This is a genomic window from Gilvimarinus sp. F26214L, from assembly GCF_054401055.1.
This window is the reverse complement of record NZ_JBTIYG010000005.1, coordinates 150,799-171,403: the sequence shown is the minus strand read 5'-3', so window position 1 is coordinate 171,403 and position 20,605 is coordinate 150,799. Positions and strand designations below refer to the sequence as shown.

Genomic DNA, 20,605 nt, shown 5'->3' with positions numbered 1-20,605 from the left:
CCTGTTCTGCTCAGAAGGTCATCGAAGATGATTCCACAGGTTTTTTCAAAAGCGGCCTGGTTAACCGTCTGCTTCCGCATCCAGTCCGAGTTTTTTCAGGCGGTAGCGCAGCGAACGAAAGGACACGCCCAACTTCCTGGCCGCCGCGGTGCGGTTCCAGCGCGTTTCGTCCAGCGCCCTGGTGATGACATCCCGTTCGATGCTCTCGAGGTAGTCGTCCAGAGAGCCGGTGATCGGCCCGTGATGGTGCGGCGTGGTTCCCTCGCTTACCTGGGTGCTGAGATCAGGAAGGTGGAGGTCGGCAGGGCCGATGATATCTGAATCGCAGAGGGTGTAAGCCCGCTCGAGGATGTTTTCCAACTCTCGGATATTGCCGGGAAAGGGATAGGCGTGCAGCGCCCTCAAGCCCTCCTTCGCCAGGGTGGCCGCGGGCAGATCCAATTCATCGGCAAAGCGCTGCAGAAAGTGCCGGGCGAGAATCTCGATATCTTCCAGGCGTTCCCTCAGGGGTGGAATATCCAGTTGGATTACATTGATCCGATAGAACAGGTCGTTGCGAAAACGGCCTTCACGAATCTCCTGGTTCAGGTCCTTATGGGTGGCGCTGAGAATGCGAACATCGATGCGATCTTCCTGCTGTGACCCCACGGGGCGGACCGCCTTTTCCTGAATGGCCCGGAGCAGTTTCACCTGCATGTCCAGGGGCAGGTCGGCCACTTCATCAAGGAACAGGGTACCGCCGTTGGCGGCCTGAAACAGTCCCTGCTTGTCAGCCGTGGCACCGGTAAAGCTGCCCTTGCGGTGGCCGAAAAACTCGCTTTCCATCAGTTCGCCGGGGATAGCCCCACAATTGACCGGAACGAAGGGCTCTGCGGCACGAGGGCCCTGCTCGTGAATGGCTCGTGCGACCAGTTCCTTGCCCGTTCCCGATTCGCCGCTGATAAAAACGGGAGCCTGGCTACGGGCAAGCTTTACGATCTTCTTTTTCAGGCTCTGGAAGCTGGGTGCCTCTCCCAGCAGATTGGGGGATGCCTTGCTGGAAGGCTGCTGTTGCAGGCGCAGGGCGGCGGCAGCGATTTTCCGCAGGTCCTCCAATTCCACAGGTTTGGAAATAAAGTCGAAGGCTCCGGCTTTCATGGCCTCGATGGCCGTATCCATATTGCCGTGGGCGGTGATCACGGCGACTGGCATGTTGGGAAAGTCCCGCTGTACGCGCTTCACGAAGTCGATCCCGTTACCGTCCGTCAGGCGCATGTCCGTGAGACAAAGATCGTAGGTTTTGCTCTCCACCATGGCCTCGGCCTGGCGGAGGCTGGCTGCGCTTTCCGTATCGATTCCCATGCGCCCCAGGGTGATCTCAAGGAGTTCCCGGATGTCCGGTTCGTCGTCGATAACCAATGCCAGTGATTTACTCATTCGTCCGATCGCTAGTTGCTTGTTGTGTTGGTCGTGCGGATTCCGGATCAGAAGATTCGATCCGGGTGAGCGAAATTAATGCGGAAGCAGCTTTTTCCTTTGCCGGTTCGCAGGTAAACGAGAGTGGCTTGGTTGGCTTCGCAGAGTTCTCGCGAGATATAGAGACCCAGTCCGGAACCGGAGGATTCCGTCGTGAAGAAGGGTTCGAATATTTGTTCCAGATCGCTGTCGGGTATCCCCGGACCCTCGTCGATCACCTCAATATAGGCAAGTTCGCTGTCTGCATCAATACCAACCACTAGCGTGAGCGTTTCATGACCGGTGTTTTCGAGGCTGTAGCGCAAACCATTGTCGCAGAGGTTGCTGAGAACCTGGTGGAGTTGACTGGGGTCCACCCGGGTTTTTGCCCCGGAGTCCAGCACCTGCAGATCGATGATTGCCCGTCGCGTCTGCTGGTACTCGCGCACAAAGCCAGCCAGCCATTGGGCGAGCTTGATGGGCTCGGCCAGCGCCGCCTTGCGCCGCGAAAGCTGCAGTACGTTCTCGATGATGTGGTTGACCCGGCGCGAATGGTTTTGAATGATCTCGCCCAGGCGTTTGTCGCTGGTGGCCGCATGGGGAGATTCAAACAGCAGTTGTGCGGCGTGGCTGATTGCGCCCAGAGGGTTGCGAACCTCGTGGGCAATGCTGGCCGTCAGGCGCCCCAGAGAGGCGAGCTTCAGTTGCTGGGCCTCCTGGGAGAGGAGCCGATTGTCTTCGATGAACAGGAGGGTGTCGGAGTCCGGATGGGGTTCGAGCTGGGCAAAGTTTACGCGGATTTCCGGCCCTTCGGCCCGAATCTGGAAATGGGGTGAGCGGGTGTGGGGGTAGCGTCGCCAGATGGTCAGGTGCTCCCGCAGTGGCTCCGCGTCCGAAAGTCGCACCAGCGGTTTGTGTTCAGGTCCCGGCAGGCCCACAAGATTGCGAGCCGCCCGGTTGATCAGGACGATCTGGTCGCCCTTGTCCACAACAATAATTCCCGTCCTCATCCGCTCGATTGTGAGCTGGGAGAGCCGCTGCAGGTATGCGGCGTGCTCGGCCTGGGCGAGGGCTTCCAGGTTCGAGCGACGGATCTTCTCGCTGAGCGTCCCGAATACGAAAGCCGTGGCGAACAGCAGGACGCCGAACACCCCCGCGGAAAAGAGTGCCCGCTCGCCTCGCAGCCCCACATAGCTGCTGTAGATGCTCTCGCTCAATACGAGAATGGTGGTGAGTCCGGCAAGGGCGATGCTCGCGGTGCCGCGCAGGAAAATGCTGCCGGCGGCAACACAGATCAGCAACAGGTAGGCGATATTGCCGTCCATGCCGTTGCTGGCGTGGGTCAGCAGGGCGATCGCGATGATGTCGACCACCAGGATGGCAACGATCTGTTCCGTCCGCGGCGTGAAGTGGCTGCGCCACTGAAGGATCAGGACCAGTAAATTGGTGGCGGTGTACGAAAACGCTGTGTAGGCAAAGAGTCTTGAATTGGTGGTGCCCAGCAGATTCCCGGCCACGTCGCCGCTGAACATGAGCAGCAGAATGCTGCTCAAAAGAGTGCGATAGTAGACGTAGACCTTCAGCAGCTCGGCGTCGCTGGCGGTGGCCCATTCCTGGGGTGAGGTCCGGCGTTTCACATAAGAGTGCCGGCTGTCGATGCTGGTACTGTTTTCCATAGACTTCCGATTGCCCGCGACGAGGCAGAAGGGCGTATTCACGTTATAATTCGCGACCCGCAGCCGGGCCGGCCAACACCGCGGCGGGTCGGCACGCGCAGCGTGCGCCTGCAGACGGGCCTGAAGATTGCTACTCAGCAGTTTTCGGCCGGCAGTCATCAGCTAGCGCGGAGGTGCAGCGGCGGCGCCTCACAATAGTAGCTCATTTGGCCGCTCTCGCTGATCCTCACCCACAAACTCATAGCGGAGTATGACCCATCCATGGCAAACGTACGCATAGCGCTGGCCCAGCTGAACCCCCGGGTCGGGGACATTCCCGGCAACACCCAGCTGGTGATCGACGCAGTCCGCAAAGCCGAGCAGGACCTGGGAGCCGACGTGGTCCTGTTTCCGGAACTCACCCTGATGGGCTATCCGCCCGAGGACCTGCTGCTGCGCGAGAGTGTGGGGCTGCGGGTCCAGAGGGCACTGGACCGTCTGCTGGCGGCCGATTTTCGGGCCGCGGTGGTGGTGGGCTATCCACAAGTTGATTCTTCCACGGAAGAGCGCAGGGTGTACAACGCTGCGGCGGTAATCCAGGACGGGAAAATCAGCCATCGGTACTTCAAGCAGATTCTCCCCAATTATCAGGTGTTTGACGACAAGCGCTATTTTTCGTCAGGCAGCGAGTCCTGCGTTTTTGATCTGGGCGGCACCAAAGCCGCGCTGTTGATCTGCGAGGATATCTGGGAAAGGGAACCTCTGGCCCGGGCGCGACAGGAGGGGGCGGAGGTGGCCCTGGTGCTCAACGCTTCCCCCTACCACGTGGGCAAGCCTGCCGAGCGACTTGCGATACTGCGGGAGCGGGCCGCGGAGAGCGGCATGGCGTTAGTCTACCTGAACCAGGTGGGCGGCCAGGACGAACTGGTCTTTGACGGGGCGTCTCTGGCGGTGGACCCGGACGGGACACTGAAGATGCGGGCGCCTGCCTATCAATCGGCAATTTACCCGCTGGACCTGCGCCGGGACGCGGACGGCTGCCACCTGGAGTCGCCGGTTCTGGAGGAGGAAGAGGCGCAGCTTGAAGCCATGTACGGGGCCCTGGTGCTCGGTGTGCGCGACTACGTTCACAAGAACGGCTTCGGCGGTGTGGTGCTGGGTCTGTCCGGCGGCATCGATTCAGCTCTGACCCTGGCCGTTGCCGTGGACGCCCTCGGAGCGGAACACGTGGAAGCGGTGATGATGCCCTTCCGGTATACCTCTGACATGAGCCAGCAGGACGCGGCGGAGCAGGCGCGCACCCTGGGCGTACGCTACAGCTCCATCAGTATCGAGCCGATTTACGACGCGATGATGGCAGCGCTGAAGGAGGAGTTTGCGGGCCGTCCCGTGGACAAGACCGAGGAGAACATCCAGGCTCGCTGCCGGGGCAATCTTCTGATGGCCATTTCCAACAAGAAAGGCTCACTGGTGCTGACTACCGGCAACAAGAGTGAAGTGGCGGTGGGCTACTCCACCCTGTACGGGGACATGGCGGGCGGTTTCGACGTGTTGAAGGATGTGTCCAAATCGCGCGTGTTCGCGCTCTCCCGGTATCGGAACACCCTGGGTCCCTGTATTCCGGAGCGGGTCATTACACGTCCCCCTACGGCGGAGCTGGCACCGGGGCAGAAGGACGAGGACAGCCTGCCGCCCTACGATGTACTTGACCAGATTCTCGCCGCTTACATCGAGCAGGATATGAGCGCGGAGCAGATTGTCGCAGAGGGTTTCGAACGGGAGCAGGTGCTGCAGGCCCTGCGAATGGTGGACATTAACGAGTACAAGCGTCGCCAGGCCGCCATTGGCCCCCGTATCACCACCCGCGGGTTCGGAAGAGACCGACGCTACCCGATCACCTCCGGCTGGAAAATCGGCGACTGACGTCCGGCCCGGGGACTCAGTCGACCTGGAATTCGGGGTTGTAGACACTGCGCGAGTCAAAGCCGGGTGGCTCGCGCTTGTCGAATAGACCAAAAGTCAGCCGGCTCAACCAGGAGCGCTCATCCGCGGCTGTGCTGAATTGGAAGTTGAACTGCCCGTCCTCGGTCAGGGCCGGGTGCTCCGGGTAGTTTTCCGTGAGGATGGCCAGCGTGCTCTGCTGCAGGTCGTCGAGCCCCAGCAGCTTGTAGCCCTGAACCATCACCGCCAGCGCGTCCGGCACCGCGGGCGTTTGCTGGAAGTTTTCCACCACGTAGCGGCCACGGTTTACTGCGGCCAGGTAAGCGCCGCGCTTGAAATAATAGTTGGCTACGTGAATCTCATAGCGGGCCAGCAGGTTGCGCAGGTAGACCATGCGCTTTTCTGCGTCCGGGGCGTACTGACTGTCGGGAAACAGTGTGAGGAGCTGGTTGAAATAACCGAAGGATTCCCGCGCGGCGCCCGGATCTCGCTGGCTCATGTCCGTGGGTAGAAAGCGGTCGAAGAAGCCCCGGCTCTGATCGAAGGACGCGAGGCCTCTCATGTAGTACGCGTAATCCACGTTGCGGTGTCGGGGATGGAGGCGGATGAAGCGTTCGGCGGCGGCGATGCTGGCCTCGAAATCAAAGTTCCGGTAATAGCCGTAGATCAGCTCCAGTTGCGCCTGCTCGGCATAGGTGCCGAAGGGGAAGTTGTCCTCCAGCCGTTGCAGGTTGCTGATGGCCAGGTCCCACTGCTGGGTGCGCAGTTGGCGCTGCGCGGTCTCGTAGAGCTCGCGCTCGGTCTCGCGAACCCGGTCCGCCGCATCCTCCTCGGGGCTGGATGCACAAGCGGCCAGGGTCAAAACCAGCGCCAGGCTCAGCAGGCGCAGGGTGGATAAGGAACTGAATAATCTGTCTAGCATACTGAACTCGAATAAATCTTTTTCGGCCGGTCTCACAGCGCAACCGGGCCCATCCTGCAAGGATACGTCTGAACTGGCGGCATTAAAGCACAGGAGAGGAGTCAATGCATGATGGCGCGGGAGATCTGTTACATTAGCAGATTATTGAAAAAGCATGTTGCGCCGGCCGTTAACCGGCCCTGATAACCCCGTTTACCCTGAACGCGCCGCCGAGCGCCGGACCCGATCTATCCATGACCACCACCTTCCACAGCGCACATGTGCCCGCCGAGCTCTTGGGCTCCCGATTGGACCAGGCGGCCACTTCGTTGTTTCCGGAGTATTCACGGGGTCGCCTGCAGAGTTGGATCAAGAGCGGAGCGTTGACCGTCGACGGTTCCCCGGCCAAAGCCAAGCAGAAGGTGGCGGGCGGCGAGGAGCTGCGGCTCACGGTCGAGGACGAGCCCCAGGGCGAGTGGGAAGCCCAGGACCTGCCACTGGACATCGTTCATGAAGATGAGGACCTGCTGGTGGTCAACAAGCCTGCCGGGCTGGTGGTCCATCCGGCTGCAGGCAATGCTTCCGGTACGCTCTTGAACGCGCTCCTCCATCACCTGCCGGAACTGGTCAATCTGCCGCGCGGGGGCATTGTCCACCGCCTGGACAAAGACACCACGGGGTTGATGGTGGTGGCCAAAACCCTCCAGAGCCATCAAAGCCTGGTGGCCCAGCTCCAGGCCCGAACCGTGGGGCGCCAGTACGAGGCGGTGGCCTGGGGCCGGCTCGCGCCCATGGGTACCGTGGATGCGCCCATGGGCCGACACCCGCAGCAGCGCAAGAAAATGGCGGTGGTCAGGAGTGGCGGCAAAGAGGCGATAACCCACTACGAGCGCAAGCAGCTCTTTTGCCACTTCAGTTATCTGCATCTGAAACTGGAAACCGGACGCACCCACCAGATTCGCGTTCACATGGCTCACATCGGTCACCCACTGGTGGGGGATGCCACCTATGGAGGGCGCCGCAAGTTGCCCAGGACAGTATCTCCTCCGTTGAGCGAGGCGGTCGCCGGTTTTGAACGCCAGGCACTGCACGCGCGCAGCCTGGAGCTCATACACCCCCGTACTGGGGAAAAGCAGCGCTGGGAAGCTCCGCGACCGGACGACCTGAATACATTGTTGCAAGTGATCGAGACCGAGGATGCAGAGGTGCGGGTGTGAGCAATTACCTTCCTGAAGGCGACAGTTCCGCCCGCGGATTCCGGCCGGACTGGCCCGCGCCCTCCTCGGTGCAAGCCTTTATCTCCTACCGCAACGGCGGGTGCAGTGAAGCGCCTTACGCATCCAACAATCTGGGCGACCATGTTGGCGATCAGCCGGCCCGCGTAGAGGCCAATCGGAGCGCCCTGTGCGCCGGGTTGGGAATCAGCCGGCCCTGCTGGCTGCAACAGGTTCACGGTACGGCCGTCGTGGAAGCCGGTGATGGCCTGTCTGTCCCCGAGGCCGACGCCAGTATCAGCCGAACGCCCGGGAGAGCCTGTGTTGTGCTTACGGCGGACTGTCTGCCGCTGCTGCTGTGCGATACCCAGGGGCGCCAGGTTGCGGCGGTCCACTGCGGCTGGCGCGGACTCGCCGACGGCATCATTGCCCGCACCCTGGAAGGTTTCTCCGAGTCCTCAGACGTGCTGGCCTTCCTCGGCCCGGCCATCAGTGCCCGGCATTATGAAGTGGGGCCCGAAGTGCGCGATGCGCTGACCGACTCCACGCCGGCGAACCCGAAACTGTTCAGCCGCCCCTCGGAGCGGTCCGGCCATTTCATGCTGGACCTCTACGCCGTGGCCCGCGCTCAATTGCAGGCGCTCGGGGTGGTTCAGGTCTACGGTGGCGACCGTTGTACCTTCGATGAGCCCCAACGGTTCTATTCCTACCGCCGGGACGGCACCACCGGTCGCATGGCCAGTCTGATCTGGTTGACCTGATCCAGGTCAACGCCGGATCACTTTGATGGCAGCACTGCCCGCCGCTCCGGTTGAATTCACCCTGTCCGCCCCCACAATCAAATCCATACGTAAATTAAGGTGAAACGGCCTCCGTCTGTGCGCGGGCCGTCCGCATCTGCCCTTAACGATGAGGTAGACCATGCGTCTGGATCGATTGACCAACCAACTGCAAACGGCCCTGGCCGACGCTCAAAGTCTGGCTGTTGGCCGGGACCACAGCCAGATTGAATCGCAACACTTGCTGCTGGCCCTGCTCGACCAGCAGGGCGGCAGTGTGCGCCCCTTGCTCGCCCAAAGCGGCTTCGATGTGAATGGCCTGCGCAACGAGCTGAACAAGCAACTCGAGGCCCTGCCGCGGATTCAGAATCCCACCGGCGATGTACACATGTCCTCGGAGCTGGGCCGTCTCCTGAACCTGGCCGACAAGCAGGCCCAGCAGGCGGGCGACAAGTTTATTTCCAGTGAAAGCCTGCTACTGGCGGCCATGGCCGACAAGAACAACGGAATGGGCAAGCTGCTGAACCATCTCGGCGACCAGCAGCGCCTCGCGGCGAGCATCGAAAAAGTCCGCGGCGGCGAAACCGTCGATAGTCCGGACGCAGAGTCCAACCGCCAGGCCCTGGACAAGTACACCATCGACCTCACCGCCCGCGCCGAATCGGGCAAGCTGGACCCGGTGATCGGGCGCGATGATGAAATTCGCCGCACCGTTCAGGTATTGCAGCGCCGCACAAAGAACAACCCCGTCCTCATCGGCGAGCCGGGCGTCGGTAAAACCGCAATCGTGGAAGGCCTGGCCCAGCGCATCGTCAACGGCGAAGTGCCGGAGGGTTTGAAGAACAAGCGTTTACTCGCCCTTGACCTGGGTTCGCTGCTGGCCGGAGCCAAGTTCCGCGGTGAATTCGAGGAGCGCCTCAAGGCCGTGCTCAACGAACTGGGCAAGGAAGAAGGGCGCATCATCCTCTTCATCGACGAACTGCATACCATGGTGGGCGCCGGCAAGGCGGAAGGCGCCATGGATGCGGGCAACATGCTCAAGCCGGCCCTGGCCCGCGGCGAGTTGCATTGTGTCGGCGCCACGACTCTGGATGAATACCGGAAATACATTGAGAAGGATGCGGCGCTGGAGCGTCGCTTCCAGAAGGTGCTGGTGGACGAACCCAACGAGGAGGACACCATCGCCATTCTGCGCGGCTTGAAGGAGCGGTACGAGGTTCATCACGGGGTGGACATTACCGACTCTGCGATCATTGCCGCGGCGAAACTATCCCAGCGTTACATTACCGACCGCCAGTTGCCCGACAAGGCCATCGACCTGGTTGACGAGGCGGCCAGCCGCATCCGCATGGAGATCGACTCCAAGCCCGAAGAGCTGGACCGGTTGGAGCGCCGTCTCATCCAGCTCAAGATCGAGCGCGAGGCGGTGAAGAAGGACGAATCGGACACCGCGAAAAAGCAGTTGGAGAAGCTGGACGCGGAGATCGATAAAAACGAGCGGGAGTACGCCAATCTTGAAGAAATCTGGCGGGCGGAGAAGGCGTCCCTGCAGGGCTCCCACGAGGTGAAGGCGAACCTGGAGCAGGCCCGGCTCGATATGGAGGCTGCGCGCCGCGCCGGCGATCTGGGTCGCATGTCCGAGTTGCAATACGGGGTCATCCCGGACCTGGAAAAGCAGCTGGAAGCGGCCAGTCAGATGGAGCAAACGGACATGCAGTTGCTGCGCAACCGGGTCACCGACGAGGAGATCGCCGAAGTGGTCTCCAAGTGGACCGGTATTCCCGTTTCGAAAATGCTGGAAGGTGAACGGGAGAAACTTCTGCGCATGGAGGAGGGCTTGCACCAGCGGGTGATCGGCCAGGATCAGGCCGTGATCGCGGTGGCGAACGCGGTCCGCCGGTCCCGCGCGGGATTGTCGGACCCGCGTCGGCCGAACGGCTCCTTTCTCTTTCTCGGGCCGACTGGAGTGGGCAAGACCGAGCTCTGCAAGGCATTGGCGGAATTCCTGTTCGACAGTGAAGACGCCATGGTTCGCATCGACATGTCCGAATTCATGGAGAAGCATTCCGTGGCCCGCCTCATCGGTGCGCCTCCGGGTTATGTGGGCTACGAGGAGGGGGGTTATCTGACCGAAGCGGTGCGCCGCCGCCCCTACTCCGTGCTGCTGCTGGACGAGGTGGAAAAGGCGCACCCGGACGTCTTCAATATTCTCCTCCAGGTGCTGGAGGACGGTCGACTGACAGACGGCCAGGGGCGCACGGTGGATTTTCGAAACACGGTGGTGGTGATGACCTCCAACCTCGGCTCGGATGTGATTCAGGAGATCACCCGCAAGGGCGCATTCGAATCCGACAGTGCCCGCCAGGAGGCGGTCAAGAGCGCCGTCATGGAGATCGTGGGTGGTCATTTCCGACCGGAATTCATCAACCGCATCGATGAAGTGGTGGTCTTCGATCCCCTTGCGGAATCCCAGATACGCGGAATTGCCGAGATTCAGCTCGGCCTCTTGCAGGAGCGTTTGCGGGATCGGGAACTGGGACTCGAACTGGATGACGCGGTCATGGACAAGCTGGTGGCGGTGGGCTTTGATCCGGTTTACGGCGCCCGACCGCTGAAGCGGGCCATTCAGCAATATATCGAGAACCCGCTGGCCCAGGAGGTTCTGGCGGGCCGGTTCGCGCCAGGAGATACCATCCGCGTCCGTCTCGGCGAGGGAGAGCGTGTGGCGTTTTCCACCTGACCGACCCGAGGATCAGGGGGTCGCCAGCCGGAGGCCGGCTGGCTCGATCCACGACGGACTCCCCCCAACTGATCCACCACTTAAAAGCCCCGAGACGGCCAGGCCGCGCTCGGGGCTTTTTATCTGTCTGCTGGGCGCTCTGTTTACGCGCACCCATTGATCAGTTAGCAGGACTCGTCGACGGCCTGCTGGAATTCGCGGCTTTTCTCGGCTTTTTCTTCCTCGGAAAGGTAGTGGATTTCGCCGTTCTCATCCTTCATGCGCACTTTGGCATTGTTGCGGAGAACTTCCAGGTTGTTGCGCGCCGCCTCGCAGCGCTCCGGATCCTTCAGGTTCCCGGACTCGCTCTGGGCCCGGTTATTTCCGGCTGGCTCGTCATTGCGCGCCTTGTCGGGAGAGGGTGCCTGGCTGTCGCTGGCGGGAGCGGGCCGCCCGGTGGCCACACTGACCACATCCGCACTCTGGTCATGGGGTTTGCGCGCTGAGTAATGGGTCACTCCATCCTCGTCGGTCCACTTGTAATAATTCTTTGCCGCCAGGGTCGGAAGACTGATCAGGGCCGTGGCCAGGAACACTGTAAGAAGCTTTGCCATTTTTTATAACCTTCTTTCCGCGCCTGCCGCCAGGCGCTTCTGTCTGGATCCGCGGGTTGAGAACCCGCCTGCCACTATAAACCGATTCACGCAAAGACGGCAGGGCCAGAGAACGGATTGCCCGGTTTCTTCCAGTGTAGCAGCCCAATACCTTGACATCGTACACAAAATTGCCAAAATGCTTTGTTCGCTGGATGGCTGGTAGGCTCGACGATTACCTCGGCTCGAGTCGGCCGTGTAGCAGGGTCTGGACCATGACTCCACGCCCTGCACCGGGATAACAGCCGTCCCTGCGAGGAGGCGCCTCACCGGTGCTTCCGCTCAGGCCGCGCATAACCCTGTTGTTCGTATTGACTTCCGAACCGCCTCGTCTGACGACTCGAATTCATCCGTTGATGACCCTTTCAGGCCCGGGCCTGACTCCCGTTTTATGGGTGGGCTGTCCTGTTTCAGTCCATTGTTCACTGCAAGAGGAAATACCGTGGAATTATTGTCGGGCGGAGACATGCTCATTCGCTCACTCCAGGAAGAAGGAGTCGACCTGGTTTTCGGCTACCCCGGAGGGGCTGCCCTGCACATCTACGATGCGCTTTTCCGACAGGACAAGGTAAAGCATATTCTGGTGCGCCACGAACAGGCCGCCACTCACGCGGCTGACGGTTACGCGCGCGCCACAGGAAAAGTGGGCACCGTGCTGGTCACCTCCGGCCCCGGTGCAACCAACGCAATTACCGGTATCGCCACCGCCTACATGGACTCCATTCCCATGGTGGTGATTTCAGGCCAGGTCGCCAGCGACAAGATCGGCGAAGATGCCTTCCAGGAGACCGACATGGTCGGCGTCTCCCGTCCCATCGTGAAGCACAGCTTCCTGGTGACGGACCCCCGCAAGATTCCGGAGACCATCAAGAAGGCCTACTACATCGCCTCCACCGGCCGACCCGGACCAGTGGTCGTGGATATCCCGAAAGACATGACCGACCCCGAGGCAAAGTTCGAGTTCGAGTATCCGAAGAAGATCAAGCTTCGCTCCTATACACCGGCGAACAAGGGGCACAGTGGTCAGATCAAGAAAGCCGTACAGTTGTTGCTCTCCGCCAAGCGCCCGGTCATCTACGCGGGCGGTGGTGTGGTTCAGGGCAATGGCAGCGAGTTGCTGACCCGCCTGGCCAAGACCCTCAACTATCCGGTGACCAACACGCTGATGGGGCTGGGTTGCTTCCCGGGTTCGGACAAGCAGTTCCTGGGTATGCTGGGCATGCACGGCACCTTCGAGGCCAACACGGCCATGCATCACAGTGATGTCATCCTCGCTGTGGGCGCGCGCTTTGACGACCGTGTGACCAATACACCCAACAAGTTCTGCCCGGGCGCCAAGATCATCCACGTGGATGTGGATCCGGCTTCCATCTCCAAGACCGTCGCCGCAGACGTTCCGATTGTCGGGGCTGTCGGCAGTGTCCTGAAGGACATGCTCGAGATTCTGGAAGGCTCCGCCGAGAAACCCGACGCAACGGCCTTGGCCGACTGGTGGAAGCAGATCAACGAGTGGCGGGAGAAGCACGGCCTCTACACCAGGAACCGGTTTTCCACCGAGGGCAGCATCAAACCGCAGGAAGTCATTCAGGCGCTGCACGAGGTTACCGGAGGGGACGCCTATGTGTCCTCCGATGTGGGCCAGCATCAGATGTTTGCGGCCCAGTACTATCGTTTCAACAAGCCCCGTCGATGGCTCAACTCCGGTGGCCTCGGCACCATGGGGTTCGGCCTGCCGGCAGCCATGGGCGCCCAGTTTGCGGACCGGGACGCGGTGGTTGCCTGTGTTACCGGCGAAGGCAGCATCCAGATGTGCATTCAGGAGTTGTCCACCTGCAGTCAGTACCATCTTCCGGTCAAGATCATCTGCCTAAACAATCAGGCACTCGGCATGGTGAAGCAGTGGCAGGACATGCAGTACCAGAGCCGCTACTCAGAAAGCCTCTACGAGGACTCCCTGCCGGACTTCGTCAAGCTGATGGAAGCGTACGGTCACGTGGGCATGCGCGTAACCAAGCGCGAAGAGTTGAAATCCAAACTGGAAGAATGCTTTGCAATGAAAGACAAAGTGGTATTCATGGATATTGCCGTGGACGCGGCCGAGCACGTTTACCCGATGCTGATCGCCCCCAACGGATCCATGCGCGACATGTGGCTCAGCAAAACGGAGCGGACATAATGAGAAGAATCATTTCCGTTCTGATGGAAAACGAGCCCGGCGCCCTGTCGCGGGTGGTTGGCCTGTTCTCCCAAAGGGGATACAACATCGAATCCCTGACAGTGGCACCGACCGAGGACGAGACGCTCTCGCGACTCACGCTCACCACCATCGGCGACGATCACATCATCGAACAGATCACCAAGCATCTGAACCGCTTGCTGGACGTGGTCAAGCTCGTCGACCTGACCGAAGGCGCCCACATCGAGAGAGAGCTGATGCTTATCAAGGTGAAAGCCTCCGGAGCCCAGCGCGCCGAGATCAAGCGCTGCGTTGATATCTTCCGGGGCCAGATCGTCGATGTGACCAGTACCGTCTATGTCATCCAGGTAACCGGTGCCAGTGACAAGCTGGACGCCTTCGTCCAGGCCGTCGGTGAAGCGGCCATTCTGGAGGTGGTGCGTACCGGGGTGTCCGGAATTGCCCGCGGCGAAAAGGTTTTGAGTCTCTGAGTTCCAATTTTATTTCGATCAACAATCACTAATCAGGATTGAGCCATGCAAATTTATTACGACAAAGATTGCGACCTTTCCATCATCCAGGGAAAGAAAGTTGCCATCATCGGCTACGGTTCCCAGGGCCACGCCCATGCACAGAACCTCAAGGATTCCGGCGTTAGCAACGTTGTCGTCGGTCTGCGTAAGGGCTCGGCGAACTGGCAGAAGGCGGAGAAGGCCGGTCTGCAGGTAGACACCATCGAGGGTGCCAGCAAAGATGCCGACGTGGTCATGATCCTTGCTCCCGATGAGCACCAGGCGGCCATCTACCAGGAGCAGGTCGCTCCCAACCTGAAGTCCGGCGCGGCGCTCGCCTTTGCCCATGGTTTCAATATTCACTTCCAGTTGATCGAGCCGCCGAAGGATGTGGACGTCATCATGATTGCGCCGAAGGGCCCCGGTCATACCGTGCGTTCAACCTACCTCGAAGGCGGTGGCGTTCCAACGCTGATTGCAATCTATCAGGACGCCAGCGGCAAAACGAAAGACCTGGCTCTGTCCTATGCATCCGCCAACGGCGGCGGTCGCTCCGGGATCATCGAAACCAGCTTCCGTGAAGAAACCGAAACCGATCTCTTTGGCGAGCAGGCCGTACTGTGTGGCGGTGCTTCCGCGCTGGTCCAGGCCGGGTTCGAGACACTGGTGGAAGCGGGCTATGCGCCGGAAATGGCCTATTTCGAATGTCTGCATGAGCTGAAGCTGATCGTCGACCTGATGTACCAGGGCGGCATTGCGGACATGCGCTACTCTATTTCCAACACTGCTGAATACGGCGACTACGTGACCGGGCCCCGCATCATCACCGAGCAGACAAAGGAAGAAATGAAGCGCGTGCTGACCGACATTCAGCAGGGCAAGTTCGCGAAGGATTTTGTTCTGGAGAACAAGGCCGGCGCACCGACCCTGAAAGCCAAGCGTCGCATTTCCAGCGAACATCAGATTGAAGAAGTGGGCGCGAAGCTGCGTTCCATGATGCCCTGGATCAAGGCGAACAAGATCATCGACAAGACGGAAGGCAATTCCTGAAGCCGAAGATTCGAGACGAGAAAGGGCTGCCAGAGGCAGCCCTTTTTTTTTTTGGGGATGAGTGTTCGAAAACGGAGCCGCGACTTGACCGGCCCGGGAGGTCCGGACGTCAGGTCTTGTAAGAAGGGTCCAGCCGATCGAGCTTGCGCAACAATGCCGGCCAGGCCAGGTTGCCGCCCTTGTTCTTGGTGGTGGTCTTGCTGGTGTTCATGGCACCGTCAATGATGTCCTGAGGAATCATCACGAGTTCGGCTCCGCCGGCTTGGGCGGCGATTTGCGCCTGGCAGGCCGTTTCCAGGGTGTACATGGCCAGAAAGGTACCCGCAACGCTGCGGCCCAGGGCCAGAGTGCCGTGGTTGCGCAGGATCATCAACTTTTTGCTGCCAAGGTCCGCAACCAGACGCTCCTTCTCGGCGGGGTTCAGCGCGATGCCCTCGTAATCGTGGTACGAGAGGTTGTTCATGACCACCGAGGCCTGTTGCGAAATGGGCAGCAGGCCATTCTTCTGGGCGGATACCCCGATACCGGCGCGCGTATGCAAGTGCATGACACAGGTGGCGTCCTCGCGGGCTTCGTGAATAGCCGAATGAATCGTGAACCCCGCCGGATTGATATCGTAGGGTGAGTCCATCACCTTGTTGCCGTCCAGATCGATTTTCACCAGGCTTGATGCGGTGATCTCTTCGAACAGGCAGCCGTAAGGGTTGATCAGGAAGTGATGTTCGCCGCCCGGTACCCGGGCGGTAAGGTGAGTAAAAATCAGATCATCCCAACCATACATGGCGACAATCCGATAGAGGGCCGCCAGATCAACGCGCATCTGCCACTCTTCCGGCGACACCTGGTTGCTGATGGATTGAAGTTCTGCAGTCATACAGTTTCCCTGGGTTCTTGCTCGATATCGGACCATTCGTAGTCCTTGAACTCTTCACGCAAATCCTTCTTGCTGAGTTTACCCGTCGCGGTATGAGGTAGCGAAGCGACAAACTCGCAGTCCGAAGGAATGCACCATTTGGCGACCTTGCCCTCGTACCAGTCCAGCAACTCCTGCGTGCTCAGGGACGCGCCTTCTTTCAACACGGCCAGCAGGAGGGGGCGCTCGGTCCATTTGGGGTGAGGTACGCCGATTACAGCAGCTTCCGCCACCTGGGGGTGGTCCACTGCCAGGTTCTCCAACTCGATGGAGGAAATCCATTCACCGCCGGATTTGATCACATCCTTGGTTCGATCGGTGATCAGCATGTAGCCCTCCGGGTCGATGCAGGCCACGTCCCCGGTTTCGAACCAGCCGTTCTCATCCACGGCGGCGTTTTCCGACTTGTGGTAGCCACCGGTGATCCAGGGGCCGCGAACCTTGACTGCACCGGAACTCTTGCCGTCCCAGGGAAGTTCCTGGTTGTTCTCGTCGGTAATGCGCAGTTCCACACCAAAAATCGGGCGGCCCTGCTTCAGGCGAATGGCATCCATTTCGGCCTCCGGCAGACCCTCCATGCCCGGTTTGGGGGTGTTGTAGGTTCCCAGCGGACTCGTTTCCGTCATGCCCCAGGCATGGCGCACTTCGACGCCGAACTTCTCACGCATGGTGGTGATAATGGACAGCGGGCAGGCGGCGCCGCCAACCGTAATGCGCTGGAGGCTGTCCACCGTCGCACCCTTGCTTTCCAGATAATTGATCAGCGCGAGCCATACAGTGGGAACGCCGGCGCTCAGGGTGACCTTCTCACTATTGATCAGTTCGCAAATGGCTTCCCCATCGCCCATCTTCGGCCCGGGCAGAACCAGCTTGCCACCGGTCATGGGGACCACGTACACCAGCCCCCAGCCATTGACGTGGAACATGGGCACGATGGGCAGCACCACATCCCGCACGGATACGCCAAAGGTGTCGGGGAGTGCCGCGGCATAGGCGTGCAACACCGTAGAGCGATGGCTGTACACCACACCTTTCGGGTCGCCGGTTGTACCGGAGGTGTAACACATGGAGCAGGGATGATTCTCATCCAATTCCGGCCACGTGATCTGGTCGGATTCAGCGGCCAGCAGAGTTTCGTAACACTTCACGTTGCGCAGGGTTGTTTCGGGCATGTGCGCCTCATCGGTGAGTACGACGAAGCCTTTCACATTCGGAAGTTGATCCTGAATGCCTTCGATGATGGGTACGAACGCCGGATCCAGGAAGAGCCACTTGTCTTCCCCGTGATTGATGATGAATTCCAACTGGTGTGCAAACAGGCGCGGATTGACCGTGTGACAGACCAGGCCTGAGGCCCCTGTGGCGTAGTAGAGCTCCAGATGCCGGTAATCGTTCCAGGCCATGGTGCCGATCGATTCGCCAATCTCCACGCCGAGGGTTCGGAATACATTGCCGAGCTGACGCACGCGCCGGAAAGCGTCCCGGTATGTATAGCGATGGCGGGGGTTATCTGCTGTGATGGAGACGATTTCGGACGACCCGTAGACTTTCTCCGCGAAATTCATCACCGAGGTCAGGACCAGGGGGACATTCATCATTGTGCTATTAATCATGGGAATCTCCAGAACTACATAATTGTTATTTATTAGGGCGCTTTTGCGGCGTACGCCTCTCAGAGATGAACGCGAGAATGGGGCCACCCAGCGGCGGTGGCCGACCAAATACACTAACGGCTCAGTGCGGCTTTTGCCAGCCTCAATGACCTTACTTGACTATTTTTATCCATTCCCCGGGGTCGGGTTCGCCGCTCGGATAGTAATTGTTGAGCAGGCGTAATTCCTCCTCGGCATAGGGCCTGATTCCCGAGAGTCGTGCCAAAGCCGCAAAGGTGGTGTTCTCGTTGGCACGGACATAGTGGATCTTCTTGGGCTGCTGGTTGTTCGCGGGCGCAACCCGAATGGGTTGGAAGCTGCGAATGCTCTCCAGGAACAGGGCGTCGTAGTCGTTCTCCGGGTCAGCTTTGTTGACGGTGCCGGTGAAGATGTACACACGGTTGCCCTGATAGAGGACCGCGATCCGTTCGGGGTGGCCCTCCCCTTCGGGGCGCCTGAGCCCCGTGTGACCGATCAGCCCGAACTGACTGAAGGGTTCGGATTTCGTCAGCAGATTGATGCCGAGCTTGCTGCGTATGTACTGGCTGGGCGCCATATTGCTCTGCAGCCGGTCCACCTCGAGGGTGAGGCGGGCGGCATCGTCATCCGGCGTGGCGACGATGGCACTGCGCTGGTTTTGTGCTTCCCAGCCTTCGGGGAAGAGCAGGGTGAAACCCAGGCGCGCGTGAACGTAACGGCGCGGGTCCTGGTCCTGCGGCTCGGGCGCTTTGAAGTTGCGTCCGAACACGAGACCCTCCGTCTTCTGACGGAATCTAATCTGCTCACGGGCGTATTCGCCGCCCTCGGCCAGTTTGCCGGCTTCGCCCACGACCTGGCGCAGGCGCTCGTCGTTGCGCGGGTGAGAGGAGAAAACGCCGTGGTAGGTTTGTCGCTTTTCACCACGGTCCTGAGCTTTCAGGCGCATGAACCGCTCGTGGTTTTTGAGCACGCCAATGACTTCCACCATCGCTTGCGGATCATAGCCGCTGTTGTACAGGTACTGGGCACCAAAGCGGTCAGCTTCGAGCTCCATCTCCCGGCCGTAGCCCATGACGGCCGCACTGGCGTACAGGTTGGCGACATCACCCACCACGTTGGTTCCCGTCGTTAATACCGACAGCACTGAAAGAATGCCAGTCCCGATGCCGGCCCCCTTCTGCGCCGTATCGCGACGCACACCGTGCCGCGCGGTAATGTGGCCGATCTCGTGGGCGAGTACCGCCGCCAGTTGCGCTTCGGATTGCAGGTAGCCCAACAGCCCGCGGTTGACGTAGACGAAGCCCCCGGGCAAGGCGAAAGCATTGATGTCCGGGCTGTCGATGATTGTGAAGGTGTAGTCGAGGTCTGGCCGGTCGGCGTTTTCCGCAACTTTCTGGCCCACCTGTTCGAGGTAGGCCTGGAGCTCCTCATCCTCGTAGATCGGCGCGCTGGCCATTAACTTCTCGTGCATCTCCTGGCCGATCTCGATCTCCCGCGATTCAGACATGAGTACGAAGTCCGCCTCACCCGTCGCAGGATTCATGGCGCACCCGCCCAGGCCGAGAAGAAGCATTACGGCAGGAAGGAGTAGCCGGGTTAAAGGTCGGTGTTCCAGCTGTGGATTCATGGGCTACAAAGTCTCCCGAATTTCATTGCGCAGTTTATTGTTGAGTGACTTCCCCTGTTCTCTCCGGAGTGAAGAAGGCCCGCAACTGTTCCGCCATTCCCCGACAGGCGCTTGCCTGGACCCGTGCAATGATGGGGATGGGAACAATAAGCGCAGGCATGTAGGAGGTGCCCGCGGCATCGGTGCTCACCTTGCCCAGCAAGGTTTGCTTCTCGTAATCCCAGATGGAGGCTTCGTAGGTGGATTCCTGATCCCAGGTGCCGAAGCCGAAGCAACCCGCGCCGCCGGCACCGATGGAACACCCGATGGAGCCGGAGCTGTCAGTGGTCTCGGTCTTCCCGTCAATCCAGATAATATGGCGGATGTTGTAGTCCTTCATGACGGCGGCGATCTGTTCCTGCTTCACCAGATTTTGCAGGGCGCTGACCCGCATTGGCGCGGTACGTGGTTCGAACCAGGGATAGAGACGATCCACAAACTCCTGTTCGGGGATCACGTTAACCCCGGATCGGCCACGACCCAGAGTACTGCCGACGCAGTTGATCAGATCCTCTTCCGTGTCATAGTTACTGGCGAACCGGCGCCCGAGGACTACCACGGTTTCGTCCTCCCCCAGCGCAGCTTGCCCGCTGGAGTAATGGTCGATGGTCACGGAGGTGCATGCGCTGGAAAGGAGCGCCAGCAGGACGACCAGGGGAGGCAGCCACCGGAAGTTGTTAAATGCGAGCGTTGAATCTTTCATTGTGCCCTCCTGCGGACGACCCTGACGTTTCATCTCTGGGCGAGCCAGGCGCGAACTTCGGGAATGTTGCCGAAGTTGAGGGAGAGGTTCGCCCCCGCATCCCTCAATGCGACCACTACCGCCTGGTTTAGTGCGGCTTCATCCGATTGCATGAAGCCGCTGGGCGTTTTGCCGTAAGCGGTCAGTATCCAATCCGCAATCAGCGTGCCCTGCGGATCGAACACCTGCACGTTGTATTTGAGCCAGATCTCGTACACCTTGACCTTGGTCTCACTGGGCAGGGTGTACTGCAATTCGGCCATGGACGGCTGAATAATCAGATCCACACCCGGCCGGCCCGCTTCGCCGGCCGGGATGCCATTGAGAACGCGCACTTGATCGACCATGCCCGGCAACACGGCACTGAACATTTCCGTCTGAGCCTCGCCCATGTCAATAATCCACTTGGCCCGGTCTTCACTCTGTTCAACATAACGATAGTCGCTGAATCCTTCGGGATAGTGAACTCCCAGCGTAATCGGCATTTCCCCCACCAGTGGCGAGGGAAAATCGCCTTCCACAATCAGCGTGTGTGTGCAGGCGCCAAGAAGAAGGCAGCCGCTCAGAATGGCGAGGCGAAGTCCGTGTAGTGCAGTGCTGTGTGTCATCTGTCCTCACT

At 60.1% G+C, this 20,605-nt stretch carries 16 protein-coding genes; 7 read left to right on the top strand and 9 right to left on the bottom strand.

What is annotated here, in order from left to right; all coding sequences use genetic code 11:
• Window positions 1-60 precede the first annotated feature (60 nt).
• Window positions 61-1,416 carry a sigma-54-dependent transcriptional regulator gene (locus ACURWW_RS07540; RefSeq protein ID WP_445616191.1) on the bottom strand — a complete coding sequence of 452 codons (1,356 nt, stop codon included), beginning with the start codon at window positions 1,414-1,416 and terminating at the stop codon, window positions 61-63.
• Window positions 1,417-1,463: 47 nt separating this feature from the next.
• Window positions 1,464-3,110: a sensor histidine kinase gene (locus tag ACURWW_RS07535; RefSeq protein ID WP_445616190.1), complete on the bottom strand. Its 1,647-nt coding sequence runs from the start codon at window positions 3,108-3,110 to the stop codon at window positions 1,464-1,466.
• Window positions 3,111-3,371: 261 nt separating this feature from the next.
• On the opposite strand from ACURWW_RS07535, the gene ACURWW_RS07530 reads away from it, so the two are divergent.
• Window positions 3,372-5,012, top strand: a complete 1,641-nt coding sequence (locus ACURWW_RS07530; RefSeq protein WP_445616189.1) for an NAD+ synthase — start codon at window positions 3,372-3,374, stop codon at window positions 5,010-5,012.
• Between the two features lie 16 nt (window positions 5,013-5,028).
• On the opposite strand, the gene ACURWW_RS07525 is transcribed toward ACURWW_RS07530, so the two are convergent.
• Complete coding sequence (locus ACURWW_RS07525; protein WP_445616188.1) at window positions 5,029-5,952, bottom strand: outer membrane protein assembly factor BamD; 924 nt, start codon at window positions 5,950-5,952, stop codon at window positions 5,029-5,031.
• 233 nt (window positions 5,953-6,185) lie between these two features.
• Between ACURWW_RS07525 and rluD the strand changes: the two genes are divergently transcribed.
• The 3 genes from rluD to clpB all read left to right on the top strand — a co-directional run bounded on the left by rluD (window position 6,186) and on the right by clpB (window position 10,664).
• Window positions 6,186-7,148 carry a 23S rRNA pseudouridine(1911/1915/1917) synthase RluD gene (rluD, locus tag ACURWW_RS07520; protein ID WP_445616187.1) on the top strand — a complete coding sequence of 321 codons (963 nt, stop codon included), beginning with the start codon at window positions 6,186-6,188 and terminating at the stop codon, window positions 7,146-7,148.
• Complete coding sequence (gene pgeF / locus ACURWW_RS07515; protein ID WP_445616186.1) at window positions 7,145-7,906, top strand: peptidoglycan editing factor PgeF; 762 nt, start codon at window positions 7,145-7,147, stop codon at window positions 7,904-7,906. The genes rluD and pgeF overlap by 4 nt, the downstream gene beginning before the upstream one ends.
• A 160-nt stretch (window positions 7,907-8,066) precedes the next feature.
• Complete coding sequence (clpB, locus tag ACURWW_RS07510; protein WP_445616185.1) at window positions 8,067-10,664, top strand: ATP-dependent chaperone ClpB; 2,598 nt, start codon at window positions 8,067-8,069, stop codon at window positions 10,662-10,664.
• A gap of 164 nt (window positions 10,665-10,828) precedes the next feature.
• Here the strand turns inward: clpB and ACURWW_RS07505 are convergent, their stop codons facing one another.
• Window positions 10,829-11,257 carry a DUF4124 domain-containing protein gene (locus ACURWW_RS07505; RefSeq protein WP_445616184.1) on the bottom strand — a complete coding sequence of 143 codons (429 nt, stop codon included), beginning with the start codon at window positions 11,255-11,257 and terminating at the stop codon, window positions 10,829-10,831.
• Window positions 11,258-11,738: 481 nt separating this feature from the next.
• Here ACURWW_RS07505 and ACURWW_RS07500 point away from each other — a divergent pair, with 481 nt between their 5' ends.
• From ACURWW_RS07500 to ilvC, 3 genes are read left to right on the top strand one after another with little or no spacing between them, the layout of a single operon-like run.
• On the top strand, window positions 11,739-13,472 hold the full coding sequence (locus ACURWW_RS07500) for an acetolactate synthase 3 large subunit (protein WP_445616183.1): 1,734 nt from the start codon (window positions 11,739-11,741) through the stop codon (window positions 13,470-13,472).
• Complete coding sequence (ilvN, locus tag ACURWW_RS07495; protein WP_445616182.1) at window positions 13,472-13,963, top strand: acetolactate synthase small subunit; 492 nt, start codon at window positions 13,472-13,474, stop codon at window positions 13,961-13,963. Before ACURWW_RS07500 ends, ilvN begins: the two co-directional genes overlap by 1 nt.
• 45 nt (window positions 13,964-14,008) lie before the next feature.
• Window positions 14,009-15,034, top strand: a complete 1,026-nt coding sequence (gene ilvC, locus ACURWW_RS07490) for a ketol-acid reductoisomerase (protein ID WP_445616181.1) — start codon at window positions 14,009-14,011, stop codon at window positions 15,032-15,034.
• A 109-nt stretch (window positions 15,035-15,143) separates the two neighbouring features.
• Here ilvC and ACURWW_RS07485 read toward each other — a convergent pair whose 3' ends face one another.
• From ACURWW_RS07485 to ACURWW_RS07465, 5 genes are all read right to left on the bottom strand, one after another.
• Window positions 15,144-15,908, bottom strand: coding sequence for a class II aldolase/adducin family protein (locus tag ACURWW_RS07485; RefSeq protein ID WP_445616180.1), 765 nt, complete (start codon window positions 15,906-15,908; stop codon window positions 15,144-15,146).
• Window positions 15,905-17,560 (bottom strand): long-chain-fatty-acid--CoA ligase, encoded by a 1,656-nt coding sequence (locus ACURWW_RS07480; RefSeq protein ID WP_445616179.1) that lies wholly within the window; start codon window positions 17,558-17,560, stop codon window positions 15,905-15,907. The genes ACURWW_RS07485 and ACURWW_RS07480 overlap by 4 nt, the downstream gene beginning before the upstream one ends.
• Window positions 17,561-17,711: 151 nt before the next feature.
• Window positions 17,712-19,205 carry a M48 family metalloprotease gene (locus ACURWW_RS07475; protein ID WP_458618460.1) on the bottom strand — a complete coding sequence of 498 codons (1,494 nt, stop codon included), beginning with the start codon at window positions 19,203-19,205 and terminating at the stop codon, window positions 17,712-17,714.
• Between the two features lie 34 nt (window positions 19,206-19,239).
• Window positions 19,240-19,947 carry a hypothetical protein gene (locus ACURWW_RS07470; protein ID WP_445616177.1) on the bottom strand — a complete coding sequence of 236 codons (708 nt, stop codon included), beginning with the start codon at window positions 19,945-19,947 and terminating at the stop codon, window positions 19,240-19,242.
• A 29-nt stretch (window positions 19,948-19,976) separates the two neighbouring features.
• On the bottom strand, window positions 19,977-20,594 hold the full coding sequence (locus tag ACURWW_RS07465; protein WP_445616176.1) for a hypothetical protein: 618 nt from the start codon (window positions 20,592-20,594) through the stop codon (window positions 19,977-19,979).
• Between the last annotated feature and the right edge of the window lie 11 nt (window positions 20,595-20,605).